This is a genomic window from Pseudomonas sp. MYb118, from assembly GCF_040947875.1.
GTDB lineage: Bacteria > Pseudomonadota > Gammaproteobacteria > Pseudomonadales > Pseudomonadaceae > Aquipseudomonas.
Genome location: NZ_JBFRXN010000002.1, coordinates 1372436 through 1385883, shown reverse-complemented (window position 1 = coordinate 1385883; position 13448 = coordinate 1372436). Strand labels below are relative to the sequence as shown.

At 64.3% G+C, this 13448-nt stretch carries 13 protein-coding genes and 1 pseudogene; 4 read left to right on the top strand and 10 right to left on the bottom strand.

Going from position 1 to position 13448, the window contains the following annotated elements; all coding sequences use genetic code 11:
• The first annotated feature begins 22 nt into the window (after positions 1-22).
• A complete protein-coding gene (mutM, locus tag ABVN20_RS12225) occupies positions 23-835 on the top strand; it encodes a bifunctional DNA-formamidopyrimidine glycosylase/DNA-(apurinic or apyrimidinic site) lyase (protein WP_368555888.1) in 813 nt (270 codons plus the stop codon).
• A 54-nt stretch (positions 836-889) separates the two neighbouring features.
• The gene (locus ABVN20_RS12220; RefSeq protein ID WP_368555887.1) at positions 890-1213 is read left to right on the top strand and encodes a multidrug transporter; all 324 of its coding nucleotides are present in this window, start codon (positions 890-892) and stop codon (positions 1211-1213) included.
• Positions 1214-1307: 94 nt separating this feature from the next.
• On the opposite strand, the gene ABVN20_RS12215 is transcribed toward ABVN20_RS12220, so the two are convergent.
• The 5 genes from ABVN20_RS12215 to ABVN20_RS12195 form a co-directional block, all read right to left on the bottom strand.
• Positions 1308-1559 (bottom strand): YfhL family 4Fe-4S dicluster ferredoxin, encoded by a 252-nt coding sequence (locus ABVN20_RS12215; protein ID WP_003195146.1) that lies wholly within the window; start codon positions 1557-1559, stop codon positions 1308-1310.
• 107 nt (positions 1560-1666) lie between these two features.
• Complete coding sequence (gene coaD, locus ABVN20_RS12210; protein ID WP_045059801.1) at positions 1667-2146, bottom strand: pantetheine-phosphate adenylyltransferase; 480 nt, start codon at positions 2144-2146, stop codon at positions 1667-1669.
• 115 nt (positions 2147-2261) lie between these two features.
• Positions 2262-3857, bottom strand: coding sequence for a GMC family oxidoreductase N-terminal domain-containing protein (locus ABVN20_RS12205; RefSeq protein WP_368555885.1), 1596 nt, complete (start codon positions 3855-3857; stop codon positions 2262-2264).
• A gap of 132 nt (positions 3858-3989) precedes the next feature.
• Positions 3990-4535, bottom strand: coding sequence for a twin-arginine translocation pathway signal protein (locus ABVN20_RS12200; protein WP_368555883.1), 546 nt, complete (start codon positions 4533-4535; stop codon positions 3990-3992).
• A gap of 27 nt (positions 4536-4562) precedes the next feature.
• Positions 4563-5993, bottom strand: a complete 1431-nt coding sequence (locus ABVN20_RS12195) for a coniferyl aldehyde dehydrogenase (protein ID WP_368555882.1) — start codon at positions 5991-5993, stop codon at positions 4563-4565.
• A gap of 148 nt (positions 5994-6141) precedes the next feature.
• On the opposite strand from ABVN20_RS12195, the gene ABVN20_RS12190 reads away from it, so the two are divergent.
• The gene (locus ABVN20_RS12190) at positions 6142-6813 is read left to right on the top strand and encodes a TetR/AcrR family transcriptional regulator (protein ID WP_368555881.1); all 672 of its coding nucleotides are present in this window, start codon (positions 6142-6144) and stop codon (positions 6811-6813) included.
• Between the two features lie 45 nt (positions 6814-6858).
• Positions 6859-7713, top strand: coding sequence for a sulfurtransferase (locus ABVN20_RS12185; RefSeq protein ID WP_368555879.1), 855 nt, complete (start codon positions 6859-6861; stop codon positions 7711-7713).
• Positions 7714-7840: 127 nt separating this feature from the next.
• Here ABVN20_RS12185 and ABVN20_RS12180 read toward each other — a convergent pair.
• The 5 genes and pseudogenes from ABVN20_RS12180 to ABVN20_RS12160 all read right to left on the bottom strand — a co-directional run bounded on the left by ABVN20_RS12180 (position 7841) and on the right by ABVN20_RS12160 (position 13181).
• Positions 7841-8673 (bottom strand): annotated as a pseudogene (locus ABVN20_RS12180) (AraC family ligand binding domain-containing protein).
• 4 nt (positions 8674-8677) lie between these two features.
• The gene (locus tag ABVN20_RS12175) at positions 8678-9676 is read right to left on the bottom strand and encodes a hydrolase (protein ID WP_368555878.1); all 999 of its coding nucleotides are present in this window, start codon (positions 9674-9676) and stop codon (positions 8678-8680) included.
• 55 nt (positions 9677-9731) lie between these two features.
• Positions 9732-10343, bottom strand: a complete 612-nt coding sequence (rsmD, locus tag ABVN20_RS12170; protein ID WP_368555877.1) for a 16S rRNA (guanine(966)-N(2))-methyltransferase RsmD — start codon at positions 10341-10343, stop codon at positions 9732-9734.
• Positions 10343-11833 carry a M16 family metallopeptidase gene (locus ABVN20_RS12165; protein ID WP_368555875.1) on the bottom strand — a complete coding sequence of 497 codons (1491 nt, stop codon included), beginning with the start codon at positions 11831-11833 and terminating at the stop codon, positions 10343-10345. The genes rsmD and ABVN20_RS12165 overlap by 1 nt, the downstream gene beginning before the upstream one ends.
• A complete protein-coding gene (locus tag ABVN20_RS12160) occupies positions 11826-13181 on the bottom strand; it encodes a M16 family metallopeptidase (protein ID WP_368555874.1) in 1356 nt (451 codons plus the stop codon). The genes ABVN20_RS12165 and ABVN20_RS12160 overlap by 8 nt, the downstream gene beginning before the upstream one ends.
• Between the last annotated feature and the right edge of the window lie 267 nt (positions 13182-13448).

The following is a 13448-nucleotide window of genomic DNA, read 5'->3' as shown; positions in this document are numbered from 1 at the left end:
CGACGCCTGACCCGAGAGCCTCATGCCTGAACTGCCGGAAGTCGAAACCACCCGCCGCGGCATCGCCCCCCACCTGGAGGGCCAGCGCGTCAGCCGGGTGATCGTGCGTGACCGGCGCCTGCGCTGGCCGATCCCCGAGGACCTCGATGTGCGGCTGTCCGGCCAGCGCATCGTGCTGGTCGAGCGCCGCGCCAAGTACCTGTTGATCAACGCCGAAGTGGGCACGCTGATCAGTCACCTGGGCATGTCGGGCAATTTGCGCCTGGTGGAAATCGGCATGCCGGCGGCCAAGCACGAGCATGTGGACATCGAGCTGGAATCGGGCCTGGCCCTGCGCTACACCGACCCGCGCCGCTTTGGCGCGATGCTCTGGAGCCTCGACCCGCTCAACCACGAATTGCTGGCTCGCCTGGGGCCGGAACCGCTCACCGACCTGTTCGATGGCGAGCGCCTGTTCCAGCAATCGCGCGGGCGCTCGATGGCGGTCAAGCCGTTCATCATGGACAACGCGGTGGTGGTGGGCGTCGGCAATATCTACGCCACCGAAGCCTTGTTCGCCGCCGGCATCGACCCGCGTCGCGAGGCCGGGAGCATTTCCCGGGCGCGCTACCTGAAGCTCTCCATCGAGATCAAGCGGGTGCTGGCGGCCGCCATCGAGCGCGGCGGCACCACGTTGCGTGATTTCATTGGTGGCGACGGCCAACCCGGCTATTTCCAGCAGGAATTGTTCGTCTACGGTCGTGGTGGCGAGGGCTGCAAGGTCTGCGGGACGCAACTGCGCGAGGTCAAGCTCGGCCAGCGCGCCAGCGTGTTTTGCCCGCGTTGCCAGAGCTGAAAAAACCGACGGTCTATAGTCAGTATTCTTACTGACCAGTCGAAGGACCGTGCCATGAACCTGTTTCGAACCCTTGCCGTTGTTGTGATGCTGAGCGTCGGTGCGCCCGCGCTGGCGTCAAATACCGGCAGCGGGGACCCACGCTACACCATCCAGAACCCACCGGCCTACGCCATGCTTGGCGATCTGCTGATCGCCCGGCCCTTGCTGATTGCCGCGACGGTGATCGGTGCGGGGGCGTTCGTGGTGTCGCTGCCCTTCACTGCGCTGGGCGGCAATGTCGGCGAGGCGGGGCAGGCGCTGGTGGTCGACCCGGGGAAGGCGGCGTTCGTGCGGTGCCTGGGGTGCATTGGGGAGGGGTTTGAGCAGCGGGAGTGAGTCAGTTCGAGCATTGAAACCCAATCGCGAGCAGGCTCGCTCCCACAGGGTTATTGGTGATCCTGTGGGAGCGAGCCTGCTCGCGATGGCGTACTCAAGCCTTCCCGGTAATCTTGCGGTACTTCTCCATCAACTGCTCTTCAGTCTCCGGATGCGCCTCGTCCAGCGGGATGCAATCCACCGGGCAGACCTGCTGGCACTGAGGTTCGTCGTAGTGGCCGACGCACTGCGTGCACAGGTTAGGGTCGATCACGTAGATCTCTTCGCCTTGGGAAATGGCGGCGTTCGGGCACTCGGGTTCGCAGACGTCGCAGTTGATGCAATCGTCGGTGATGATCAGGGACATGCTAACTCCAGCCGGGGCGGACAACCCTGGCGCAATAAACCAATGGGCGCAATTGTGCCGCATTGGCGCTGCCGGGGCCAGCGTGCTGGCTCCGGCAGGGACGGATGCTACTTCTTGAAGCGCTCGGTCAGGGCGTCGGCCACGGCAGGGTGGACGAACTTGGTGATGTCGCCGCCCAGGGCCGCGATTTCACGGACCAGGGTCGAGGAAATGAACGAATAACGCTCGGACGGGGTGAGAAACAGGCTCTCCACATCCGGTGCCAGTTGGCGGTTCATGTTGGCCAGCTGGAATTCGTATTCGAAGTCCGACACCGCGCGCAGGCCGCGCAGGAACACATTGGCGTTCTTCTCCTTGGCAAAATGCGCCAACAGCGTGGAGAAGCCGACGACTTCAACGTTCGGCAGATGTTTAGTGACCTCGCGGGCCAGCTCCACACGTTGTTCCAGCGGGAACAGCGGGTTTTTCTTCGGGCTGGCGGCGACGGCGATGATCACATGATCGAACAGGCGCGAGGCACGCTCGACCAGATCGCCATGGCCCTTGGTAATAGGGTCGAAGGTACCTGGGTACAACACTCGGTTCATCGCGTCGTCCTGGCGGGAGTCCGTTGGGGAGTCGGATGGTATCGCAGCCGTCCCGGTCGGCCAAGTCGCATGATCGGTAAGAAAGCACTATAGACCATGGGAATATTCGCTCTTTTCAAGCCGTTTTTAAACGTTCGGCGAGGGAAGTCGCCAGTTGCGCGGTCAGCCCGTAGACCGATAACTGCGGGTTCGCGCCAATGCTGGTGGGGAACAGCGAGCCATCGTGGACCGACAGGTTGCCCAGTTGGTGATGCCGGCCCAGGCTGTCGGTGACGGCGTTTTTCGCGTCTTCGCCCATGGCGCAACCGCCCATCACATGGGCACTGCCCAGGCGTGTGCGGTATAGCTCAAGGCTCAGCCCGTCGATCAGCGAGCGCGCTTCGGCCAGGGTTTTCACGTAGCCGGCGTCCGCGTGCATCGGCATCACCGCTCTGGCACCGCCGGCGAACTGGATCTCGGCCATGCTGTGGAAGGCCCGGCGCACGCCGTCCCAGGCGTAGGGCGAGACCTGATAGTCGAGCACCGGCGTGTTGTCGCCGCGCAACTCGACGCTGCCGCCGGGGCTGTCAGGGTGAAAACCGTCGCGCAGCAAGGCCAGCATGGCGTGGGTGTGGGGCAGTTGCGCCATGCGCTGCGCGTTGTCCTGGCCAAAACCGCCGAGCAGGGTGGCGGCCAGCGCCGGGTGCAGGGGCGGCACTTCGAGTTTGTAGGCCATCTTGCCGGTCGCGCCGTCCTGCCACTGGAAATGGTCGCTGTAGATCGACTGCGGCGCGCCGTAGAACGGGTTGATCACCTCGTCGAACAGCGCGGCGGACATGTTTACCAGGTGCAGGAAGGTGCGCTTGCCCAGGCGCCGGTGCGGGTCGGGTGCATCGGAGCGCAACAGCAGGGCGGGGCTGTTGATCCCGCCGCCGGCCAGCACGTAGTGCCGCGCCTTGACCGTGATGGTCTTGCCCGTGGGCGCCACGCAGCGCTCGTCCATCGCCACGCATTCCAGGCCGGTGACTTGATCGCCTTTGATCACCAATTTCTCGGCGCGGGCCAGGTACAGCAGTTCGCCGCCCTGTTCCAGGGTCGCCGGGATCGTGGTGACCAGCATCGACTGCTTGGCGTTGACCGCACAGCCCATGCCGCAATACCCCAGGTTCCAGCAGCCGCGCACGTTGCGCGGGATGACGTGCCAGGCGTAGCCGAGCTTCTCGCAGCCCTTGCGAATCACGTCGTTGTTGGCGTTGGGTGGGACCATCCAGGGGGCGACGCCGAGGCGTTGCTCCATCTTCTCGAACCACGGCGCCATCTCGGCCGGGCTGTGGCCCTTGACGTTGTGCTCGCGGGCCCAGTGTTCGAGGGTCGGCTCGGGCGTGCGGAAGCTCGAGGTCCAGTTGATCAGCGTGGAACCACCCACTGCGCGGCCTTGCAGGATGGTGATGGCGCCGTCCTTGCTCATGCGGCCGATGCCTTCCTGGTAGAGCTGGGTGTAGGCCTGGTCTTCGAGCAGCTTGAAGTCGCTGCTGGTCTTGAGCGGACCTTCTTCGATCAACAGCACCTTGTAGCCGGCGGCGCTGAGGATTTCAGCGGTGGTGCCACCGCCCGCGCCGCTGCCGACGATCGCCACGTCGGCCTGCAGGGTCAGGTCTTCGGTGAGTTGCGCGGCATTGCGGGTTTTCCAGCCACGGGCCATGCCTTCGCGGAACGGGTCGGGTACGGGCATTTGGGGTGCTCTCTTATTCTTTTCTTTATGAGTTGTTCTTCCGGACGCCATCGCGAGCAAGCTCGCTCCTACAGGGGGGGGGCGTAGAACCTGTAGGAGCGGGCTTGCCCGCGATGGGGTCGACTCGATCTATCAGACCACCGGCGGCCCCGGATACCCGCAGTGAACCCAGGATTCGCGCCGGCCATACCAGGCCATCATCACCATCTGCTGCAACGAGCTGTGCCCCATGCGCAACAGGCTCAGCGAGCTGTTCTGCCAGCGGGCGAGGAAATGCCGCATCTGCTCGGGACTGGCGTTTTCCCAACTGCCCCAGATCCCGGTCAAGGGTCCGCGCGTTACGGCCATGGCCAGGACGTCGAACAATTGCCGGGTCAGCTTGAGCATTTCCGGCGACAGGTGCGCCAGGCCGTTATCCAGGCTGTGCAGGGTGCCTTCGACGGCATCCGGCAGCTTTTCGACGGCCACGGCGCCGTCGAGCATCACCGGGACCAACGCGCGCAAAAACAGCAGGTCGGCGCTGCGCAGCACGGCAAAACCATCGGCTGGAATGCTCGACGAGCAGCCACTGAGGCTGGCGCCCAACCCGGCGGTGGCGAGGAAGGCGGTCGCCCCGAGACTCAGTTGCAGCAAGCCGCGCCGCGACAGCGCGGGTGTATCGGACAGGCCTGGGCTCATTATTGTTATTACCCGAGCAGAGCAGCGTTAGCGGATGAACAGCTTCTGGATCAGCTTCTGGATGGATTTGCCGTAGGGCGGGTAGATCAGCTTCGCGGCATTGAAGCGCTGTTTGACCAGCACGCCCTTGGCCTTGCTGAAGGTCAGGAAACCTTCGTGGCCGTGGTAATGACCCATGCCCGAGGCGCCGACGCCACCGAAGGGCATGTCGTCCTGGGCGACGTGCAGCAGAGTGTCGTTGAGGCACACGCCGCCGGAGTGGGTTTCATGGAGCACGCGGTTCTGTTCGCGCTTGTCGTAGCCGAAGTAATACAGCGCCAGTGGCCGTGGTCGCTGATTGATGTAGGCAAATGCTTGGTCCAGGTCGCTGTACGGCACGATGGGCAGCAGCGGGCCGAAGATTTCGTCTTGCATCACCACCATGTCGTCGCTGACGTTGAGCAGCAGGCTGTGATTCATCCGACGGGCCTGGCCCTGGTCGAACAGCGGGATCAGCAGCGCGCCTTTGCTGGTGGCGTCGCTGATGTAGCCGTTGAGTCGAGCCAGCTGTCGTTCATTGATGATTGCGGTGTAGTCCGGGTTGTCTGCCAGGGTCGGATAAAACCCGCGAACCGCCTGGCGATAGGCTTCGACGAAAGAGCCTACCCGGTCTTCCGGCACCAGTACGTAGTCCGGCGCCACACAGGTTTGCCCGGCGTTGAGCGTCTTGCCGAAGGCGATGCGTTCGGCGGCGTCCTTGAGCGGCACGTCGCGCGAGACAATGGCCGGCGACTTGCCGCCTAATTCCAGGGTGACCGGGGTCAGGTTTTCCGCGGCGGCGCGCATTACATGCTTGCCGATGCTGGTAGCGCCGGTAAACAGCAGGTGATCGAAAGGCAGCCGGGAGAAGGCGACGCCGATGTCGGCTTCACCGAGCACCACGCCCACCAGGTCTTCGGGAAAGATCCGCCCCAGCAGTTGCTTGAGCAGCAAGCCAGTGGCGGGGGTCGACTCGCTGAGTTCGAGCATCACCCGGTTGCCCGCCGCCAGGGCGCCGACCAACGGGCCGATGGCCAGGTACAGCGGGTAATTCCACGGCACGATCACCCCGACCACGCCCAGTGGCTGGTAGACGACCTTGGCCGCTGCGGGCTGGAAGGCCAGGCCGACCTTGCGCCGCGAGGGTTTCATCCAGCCGTTGAGGTGACTGCTGGCGTAATGAATGCCGTGCAGGCTGGGCATCAGTTCGGCGAGCAGGGTCTCATCGGCGCTGCGATGGCTGAAGTCCTGGCTGATGGCTTCGATCAGGGCCTGGCGCTCATTGTTGAGCAGCTCGCGCAGGGCCTTGAGCCACTGCTGGCGCTGCGCGGCGGGCGGCATCGGGTTGGCGGCGTAGGCGGCGCGCTGGGCGTCGAACAGGCTTTGGAGCTCTGCCAGGGGCTGCTGCAGGTCTTGCAGGTAGGCGATGTCAGCCGTCATGGTCATCTCTCTTGTTTTAATGTGGTGAAGAGCTTTTTAGAGTCTATGCTCTATAAAGTCAAATGACATCCCGACACGGCTTTGTTTTATCCACTCGCGGATAGGTCGTAAGATGCCCATCAACGCACTCTGGATTAAAGCTCAAGTCATGGCACCCAGGATTAAAACCAGCGAGCGCATCGTGCAGAACAGCCTGGAGCTGTTCAACCAGCAGGGTGAGCGCAGCATCAGCACCAACCACATTGCTGCCCACATGGAAATTTCCCCGGGCAACCTGTACTACCACTTCCCCAACAAGCAGGCGATCATCGCCGTGCTGTTCAGTGAGTACGAAAGCCTGGTGGACAGCTTCCTGCGCCCACCCCAGGGGCGTGCCGCCACGGTCGAGGACAAGCGCTACTACCTCAAGGAGCTGCTGGCGGCCATGTGGCGCTACCGCTTTTTGCATCGCGACCTCGAGCACCTGCTCGACAGCGACCCGGAGCTGGCCGCGCGCTACCGGCGCTTTTCCCAGCGCTGCGTGATCCAGGGCACGGCGATCTACAAGGGCTTCGTCGAGGCCGGCATCCTCAAGATGGACCGGGTGCAGATCGAATCCCTGACGATCAATGCCTGGATCATCCTGACGTCCTGGGTGCGGTTTCTGTGCACCACGCGGGAAAACTCCAATCACCTGAGCGAACAGGCGATCAAGCGCGGGGTTTACCAGGTGCTGGTGCTGGAGGCCGGCTTCGTCACCGAGCAGGCCCGCGATGAGGTCAACGCGCTGTTCGAAGAGTTTTATGTACCGCTCGCCCAGGCGCTGGAGGAAGTGGGCTGACGAACTGCGGTAGGATTCGGTAACGACCCTCACTGGAGCCCCGTTATGCCCATTGCGCAATTGATCAGCCCACAAGCGTTGGACCTGAAGAAGGAGCAGCCGGGGCTGGTGATCCTCGATTGTCGTTTTGCCCTCGAAGACCCGGATTACGGTCAGCGCAGCTACGCCGAAGGGCACATCGCCGGGGCGAGCTTTGCCGACCTCGAGCGCGACTTGAGCGGGGCGGTGACCAAGGGTGTGACCGGGCGCCACCCCCTGCCGGAGCCGGCGCCGCTGCTTGAACGGTTACAGGCCTGGGGCATCAATGCCGACAGCGAAGTGGTGCTGTATGACGACGGTCCGGGCGCTTTCGCGGCGCGGGCCTGGTGGTTGCTGGCATGGCTGGGCAAGCGCGACGGCGTGTTCATCCTCGATGGCGGGCTCAAGGCCTGGCATGCGGCGGGCCTGCCGTTGAGCCTGGATGCACCGCAGGTCCAGCGCGGCTACTTCGACGGCGCCCCGGACAAATCATTGCTGTTGAGCGCCGAACAGCTGCAACAGCGCCTCGGCCAACCCGCCCTGACCCTGCTCGATGCCCGCGCCTTGCCGCGCTTCAAGGGCGAAGTCGAGCCCATCGACCCGATTGCCGGGCACATCCCCGGTGCGCAATGCGCGGCCTTCACCGACAACCTGGGCAGCGACGGGCGCTTCCTGCCGGCCGATCAGCTCAAGCTGCGCTTTGCCGAAAAACTGGGCAACCGCTCGCCGACCGACCTGGTGGCGTACTGCGGCTCGGGGGTGACGGCGTGCCACAACCTGTTCGCCCTGTGTCTGGCGGGGTATCCGTTGGGTTCGCTGTATGCCGGGTCGTGGAGTGAGTGGATCAATGATCCGGGGCGGGGGATCGCGACTGGCGAGTAGGCTCATCACAGATCCCCCTCTGTGGGAGCGAGCCTGCTCGCGATTGCGGTGCATCAGTTGGCAATATCGGAACTGACACGCAGCCATCGCGAGCAGGCTCGCTCCCACAATGGGAACATCTCGGCTCTCAGAATCCGGTTTCTTGCCGCGCCCTGCGATACGCCCCAGGCCCCACCCCATACACCTGCTTGAACTGCCGGCTCAAATGACTCTGGTCGGCAAACCCCAGTTGCGTGGCCACTTCCAGCGGTAGGCAGCCACCCTGCAATAACGTGCGCGCGCGGGCGATGCGCTGCTGCATCAGCCAGGTGTGCGGCGGGATGCCGGTGGCGTGGCGGAACACCCGGGCGAAGTGGAAGGGCGACAGGTTCACCGCCTCCGCCAGCTCTTCCAGGGACGGTGGCGCCGCCAACCGCTCGTGCAGCAGCTCCTTGGCCCGCGTCACGGCGCGGTGTTCCTTGCCCGGTTTGCCCGCATCCGGCACGGCGGCGTGGCGTTGTAACAGCGAGAGCATCAGTTCGCGCCAGGCAGTTTGCTGTTGCAGCGCGGTGGCCGGGCTTTCCAGCAGGCGGTGCAGCTGGCAGAAGCCGTTGACCAGGTCCGGGTCGCGGTACAGCGTGGCGCCAACGCCGGCAAGGCATGGGTCGGCAGTTCCAGCTCGGTCAGCAGCGAAAGGATCTTGCCGGTATCCGGATAGAACGCCCGGTACAGCCAGCCGTCCTCGGTGCCCTTGTGGCCGGTGTGCACTTCATCGGGGTTGATCAACACCAGCGTGCCGCTGCCCGCCAGGTGCTCGGCGCCGCGATAGCGATAACGCTGGGCGCCGGCCATGATCATGCCGATCACGAAGCCGTCGTGCACATGGGGGGCGAAACGGTGGTCGATGTAGCGCGCCGACAACAGCTCGACCCCGGCCAGCGGCGCGGTTTGCCAGAAACGGATCGACTCGCCGCCGTCCATCGCGTCAGCCCCGACCGGTGGCGGCCAGCCACTGCGGGATGCGCCGTTCCAGGTAGTAGCCCGGTTGGCGGAACGAGCCATCGACGAAGCCGACGTGCCCGCCCTGGGCTTGCAGCTCGAACTCGGTGCTGGCGGACAGCTCGTCAGCCTGTGGCAGGCTGTGGGGGAACACGAACGGATCGTCGGCGGCCTGGATGATCAGGGTCGGCGTGCGAATCTCGCCCAAAAAATAGCGGCTCGAGGCGCGGCGGTAGTAATCCTGCGCATCGGCGAAGCCGTGCAGCGGCGCAGTAATGCGGCCATCGAAGTCCCAGAAGGTGCGCATGTTTTCCAGCGAGCCCAGGGCCGCCAGCTTCGCCAGACTGTCTTCGCGCCCGTCGTGCTGGAACTGGCGCTGCTTGTTCTTGATGTAGGCAACCATCTCGCGCATGAAGTGCGCCTGGTAGACCCTGGAGAAACCCTGGCCGATCCGGTCGGCACACTGGTCCAGGCGGAACGGCACCGACACCGCCACGGCGCCGAGCACGCCGCTGTCACTGCCGGCCTCGCCCAGGTGCTTGAGCAGGACATTGCCGCCCAGCGAATAACCCACCGCGTACAGCGGCGCCATGGGACGCTTGGCCCCCAGGTGTGCGATGGCCTCGGCGAGGTCTTCGCTGGCGCCGGAGTGGTAACTGCGCGGCAACAGGTTGGGCTCGCCGGAGCAGCCACGCCAGTTCAGGGCGACGCTGGCCCAGCCCTGTTCGCCCAGGGCCTTCTGGATGCCGGCCACGTAGGGCGAATTGGATGAGCCGGTCAGGCCGTGCAGGACCAGTACCAGCGGCGTTTCGGCGTTGTGTGGGCCGTGCCAGTCCAGGTCGAGAAAGTCGCCGTCTTCGAGCCACAAGCGCTCGCGCTCGCGTTCGATGTGGGTGGTTTTGCGCCAGAGCGGTCCCCACAAGGTCTGCAAGTGCGGGTTGCCAAGGCCGAAGGCGGGGGTGAAGCGTTCTGGTGCAAGGGACACGATTGTTTCCAGGTGCAGCGGTGCGCAACCTGTGCGCACCTTTCAGGTCGGTCGATTAACCGACGATCTCTGCCATACGTTGCCACAACGAGTAGTACACGCGCCCGGATTTTTGTTCACGATGCAGGCGCCAGTTGCCCGGCAGGCCGAGCGTCGAGGGTGCGCTTTCGCTTTCGGTGTAGATCCAGGCGTCAGCCGCCAGCCATTGCCGCTCTTCGAGCAGCGTGCACACCGCCGGCAACAGGTTCTGGTTGAACGGCGGGTCGAGGAACACCAGGTCGTAGGCCACTGCGGCTTGGGTTTCCAGGTAGCGCAGGGCGTCGGCGGTCTGTACCTGGCCGTTGGTGCAGCGCAAGGTGCCCAGATGTTCCTTCAGGCTGGACACCGCCACATGGCTGGCATCCAGCGCCTGGCCGCTCGCCGCGCCACGGGACAGGGCTTCGAGGAACAGCGCGCCGCTGCCGGCGAACGGGTCCAGTACCTTGGCCCCTGGCACATAGGGCGCGAGCCAGTTGAACAGGGTTTCACGCACCCGGTCCGGGGTCGGCCGCAGCCCCAGGACATCGGGAAAGCTCAGTTTGCGGCTGCGCCATTCGCCGCCGATGATGCGCAGCTGGTTGACGCCGTTGTGCACGTTTTGCGCAGGTTTTTTTGCACGGGTAGCCATTAATGCTCCGGAACCCCGAGCGGTTGCTCGGCAGGTTTGTCAGTAGGGGCCGGTAACGGCTTTTGCGGCACGGTCGGGCCAGCGGTGACGATGACCATCTTGTCCGCGCTCAGGTGTTTGTTCAAAGCGGCCTTGACCTGCTCGACGGTGAGGCTCTGGGACTGCTGCATGAAGTCTTCCAGGTAGCTCAGCGGCAGATTATAGAAGCCCATGGCACCGAGTTGGCCAACGATGTCGGCGTTGCTGGCGGTGGACAGCGGGAAGCTGCCGGCCAGTTCACGCTTGGCGTCGTCGAGTTCTTTCTGGGTCGGGCCGGTCTTGAGGTAGTCGGCGAGCACGTCCTGCACCAGTTTGAGCGTGCCTTCGCTCATCTCGGCGCGGGTCTGCAGGTTGATCATGAACGGGCCACGGGCCTGCATCGGGGTGAAGCCCGAATACACGCCGTAGGTCAGGCCGCGCTTCTCGCGCACTTCGCTCATCAGGCGCGTGCCGAAACCACCGCCGCCGAGAATCTGGTTGCCCAGGGACAGGGCGGCGTAGTCCGGGTCGTCGCGGTCGATGCCCAATTGCGACAGCATCAGGTTGGTCTGCTTGGACGGGAACTCGATGTGGCCGACGCTGGCCTTGGGTTCCACCGGTTGCGCCACTTTCGCCAACGCCGGGCCCTTGGGCAATGCACTGGACACCTGGTTGGCAATCGCCTCGGCTTCGGCGCGGGACAGGTCGCCCACCAGCGCAATCACCACGTTGCCGGCCGCGTAGGCTTTTTCGTGGAACGCCTTCAACTGGGCCAGGGTAATGGCCGGGACGGTTTGCGCGGTGCCATCGCTGCTGTGCGCGTAAGGGTGGTCACCGTACAGGCGCTTCATCAGTTCGATGCTGGCCAGCTTGCCGGGGTTCTGCTTCTGGTATTCGAAGCCGGCGAGCATCTGGTTCTTGATGCGCGCGAACGAATCGGCAGGGAAGGTCGGCTTGCCCACCACCTCGGAAAACAGCTGCAACGCCGGTTCGCGTTTGTCGGGAGCACTGAGGCTGCGCAGCGAGGCCAGCGCCATGTCCTTGAACGCGCCGTTGCCGAAGTCGGCACCCAGGCCTTCGAAGCCCTGGGCGATGGCGCCCACGTCCTTGCCGGCCACGCCTTCGTTGAGCATCGCGTTGGTCAGCACCGCCAGGCCCGGTGCGTTGCCGTCCTGGCTGCTGCCGGCGGCGAAGATCAGGCGCATGTCGAACATCGGCAGTTCATGGGCTTCGACGAACAGCACTTTGGTGCCTTCGGCGGTGTTCCAGGTCTGCACGTTCAGGGTACGGCGGCTCGGTGCCTTGCCGTCGAGCTCGGCCAGAGATTGCAGCTTCTGGCTGGACTGGGCCTTGTCGAGGGCTTCGCTGGCAACGGTCTCGCCGGTTTTGCCGAAGTAGAACGCCGCCGAACCGATGGCCGCGACGGCAATCAGGGCAACCAGCAGCAAGGGTGATTTTTTACGCTCACTCATGAGTCGTCTCCAGGGGCAGGACATGGGCGACGCTGAGACGTTCGCGGGTGAAGTACAGCTTGGCGGCGTTCTGGATGTCTTGCGGGGTGACGCTTTCCAGGTCAGCCAGTTCGGTGTCCATCAGTTTCCACGACAGGCCGACGGTTTCCAGCTGGCCGATGGCGGTGGCCTGGCTGGTGATCGAGTCGCGCTCGTAGACCAGGCCGGCAATGACCTGCGCACGTACGCGCTCCAGCTCTTCGGCGGACGGTGCCGTGGTCTTCAGCTGATCGAGCAGTTTCCACAGGCCGGCTTCGGCCTGGGCGATGGTCTTGTTTTTCTGCGTGTTTGGCGTCGCCGACAGGGTGAACAGGCTGTCGCCACGGGTGTAGGCGTCGTAGTTCGACGAGCCGCCGGACACCAGTTCTTCACCGCGTTCCAGCTGCGTCGGGATGCGTCCGCTGTAGCCGCCGTCGAGCAGGGCCGAAATCAGGCGCAGGGCGTTGACCGAGCGCTTGTCCTCGGCGGTGGCGATGCTCGGCACGTTGAAGCCCAGCATCAGGCTCGGCAACTGCGTTTGCACGTGCAGGGTGATCTGGCGTTCGCCGGGTTCGGCCAGTTCCAGCGGGATTTTCGCCGGCGGCACGTCACGCTTGGCGATCGGGCCGAAGTAGCGCTGGGCCAGGGTCTTGACCTCATCCGGAGTAACGTCGCCAACCACCACCAGGGTGGCATTGTTCGGCACATACCAGGACTGGTACCAGTGGCGCAGCTCCTCGACCTTCATGCGGTCCAGGTCGGCCATCCAGCCGATGGTCGGCGTGTGGTAGCCGCTGGCGGGGTAGGCCATGGCCTTGAAGCGCTCGTAGGCCTTGGACATCGGTTTGTCATCGGTGCGCAGGCGGCGCTCTTCCTTGATGACTTCGATTTCCCGGGCGAATTCGTCGGCCGGCAGGCGCAGGCTGGCCATGCGGTCGGCCTCCAGCTCGAAGGCGACGCCCAGGCGATCACGGGCCAGCACCTGGTAATAAGCGGTGAAGTCGTCGCTGGTGAAGGCGTTTTCCTCGGCGCCGAGGTCGCGCAGGATCAGCGAAGCTTCGCCGGGGCCGACCTTCTCGCTGCCCTTGAACATCATGTGTTCCAGGGCGTGGGACAAGCCGGTCTGGCCCGGTGTCTCGTAGCTCGAACCGACCTTGTACCAGACCTGGGACACCACCACCGGCGCACGGTGGTCTTCGCGCACAACCACCTTCAGGCCGTTGTCGAGGGTGAACTCATGGGTCGGTTGCGGGTCGGCAGCAAGGGCTGAAAATGGCAGACAAACTGTGCTGAGCAGCAGGCCTGCAGCGCGGCGGGCTAGAGCATTCATTCGTTTTTAAACCTGTTGGGCTGCCCGCTTGCTTAGCGTCGGCGGGCGAGAGGGTGCTAGGATACTGATCCGTTTTACTGGCGGCCACGCCTATCCGGCGTTCGATCGGTCGGCAGGTTGTTTGGGTTCGCGCCGAAAATCTTGAGTTTGTCAGCTAAACTCCGCGTTTTCGCCGACGATGCCGTTCCAGTCCATCGTATTAGTCGACCTTTGAGGCGCTGTTTGCACCTCGACAAAATGTTGCGCGTGAACAAGCTGGGTCAATCG

Excerpts from the sequence above, each read along its gene's own strand:
- mutM (WP_368555888.1), top strand. The coding sequence starts at position 23 with ATGCCTGAACTGCCGGAAGTCGAAACCACCCGCCGCGGCATCGCCCCC.
- ABVN20_RS12220 (WP_368555887.1), top strand. The coding sequence starts at position 890 with ATGAACCTGTTTCGAACCCTTGCCGTTGTTGTGATGCTGAGCGTCGGT.
- ABVN20_RS12215 (WP_003195146.1), bottom strand. The coding sequence starts at position 1,559 with ATGTCCCTGATCATCACCGACGATTGCATCAACTGCGACGTCTGCGAA.
- coaD (WP_045059801.1), bottom strand. The coding sequence starts at position 2,146 with ATGAACCGAGTGTTGTACCCAGGTACCTTCGACCCTATTACCAAGGGC.
- ABVN20_RS12205 (WP_368555885.1), bottom strand. The coding sequence starts at position 3,857 with ATGCCCGTACCCGACCCGTTCCGCGAAGGCATGGCCCGTGGCTGGAAA.
- ABVN20_RS12200 (WP_368555883.1), bottom strand. The coding sequence starts at position 4,535 with ATGAGCCCAGGCCTGTCCGATACACCCGCGCTGTCGCGGCGCGGCTTG.
- ABVN20_RS12195 (WP_368555882.1), bottom strand. The coding sequence starts at position 5,993 with ATGACGGCTGACATCGCCTACCTGCAAGACCTGCAGCAGCCCCTGGCA.
- ABVN20_RS12190 (WP_368555881.1), top strand. The coding sequence starts at position 6,142 with ATGGCACCCAGGATTAAAACCAGCGAGCGCATCGTGCAGAACAGCCTG.
- ABVN20_RS12185 (WP_368555879.1), top strand. The coding sequence starts at position 6,859 with ATGCCCATTGCGCAATTGATCAGCCCACAAGCGTTGGACCTGAAGAAG.
- rsmD (WP_368555877.1), bottom strand. The coding sequence starts at position 10,343 with ATGGCTACCCGTGCAAAAAAACCTGCGCAAAACGTGCACAACGGCGTC.
- ABVN20_RS12165 (WP_368555875.1), bottom strand. The coding sequence starts at position 11,833 with ATGAGTGAGCGTAAAAAATCACCCTTGCTGCTGGTTGCCCTGATTGCC.
- ABVN20_RS12160 (WP_368555874.1), bottom strand. The coding sequence starts at position 13,181 with ATGAATGCTCTAGCCCGCCGCGCTGCAGGCCTGCTGCTCAGCACAGTT.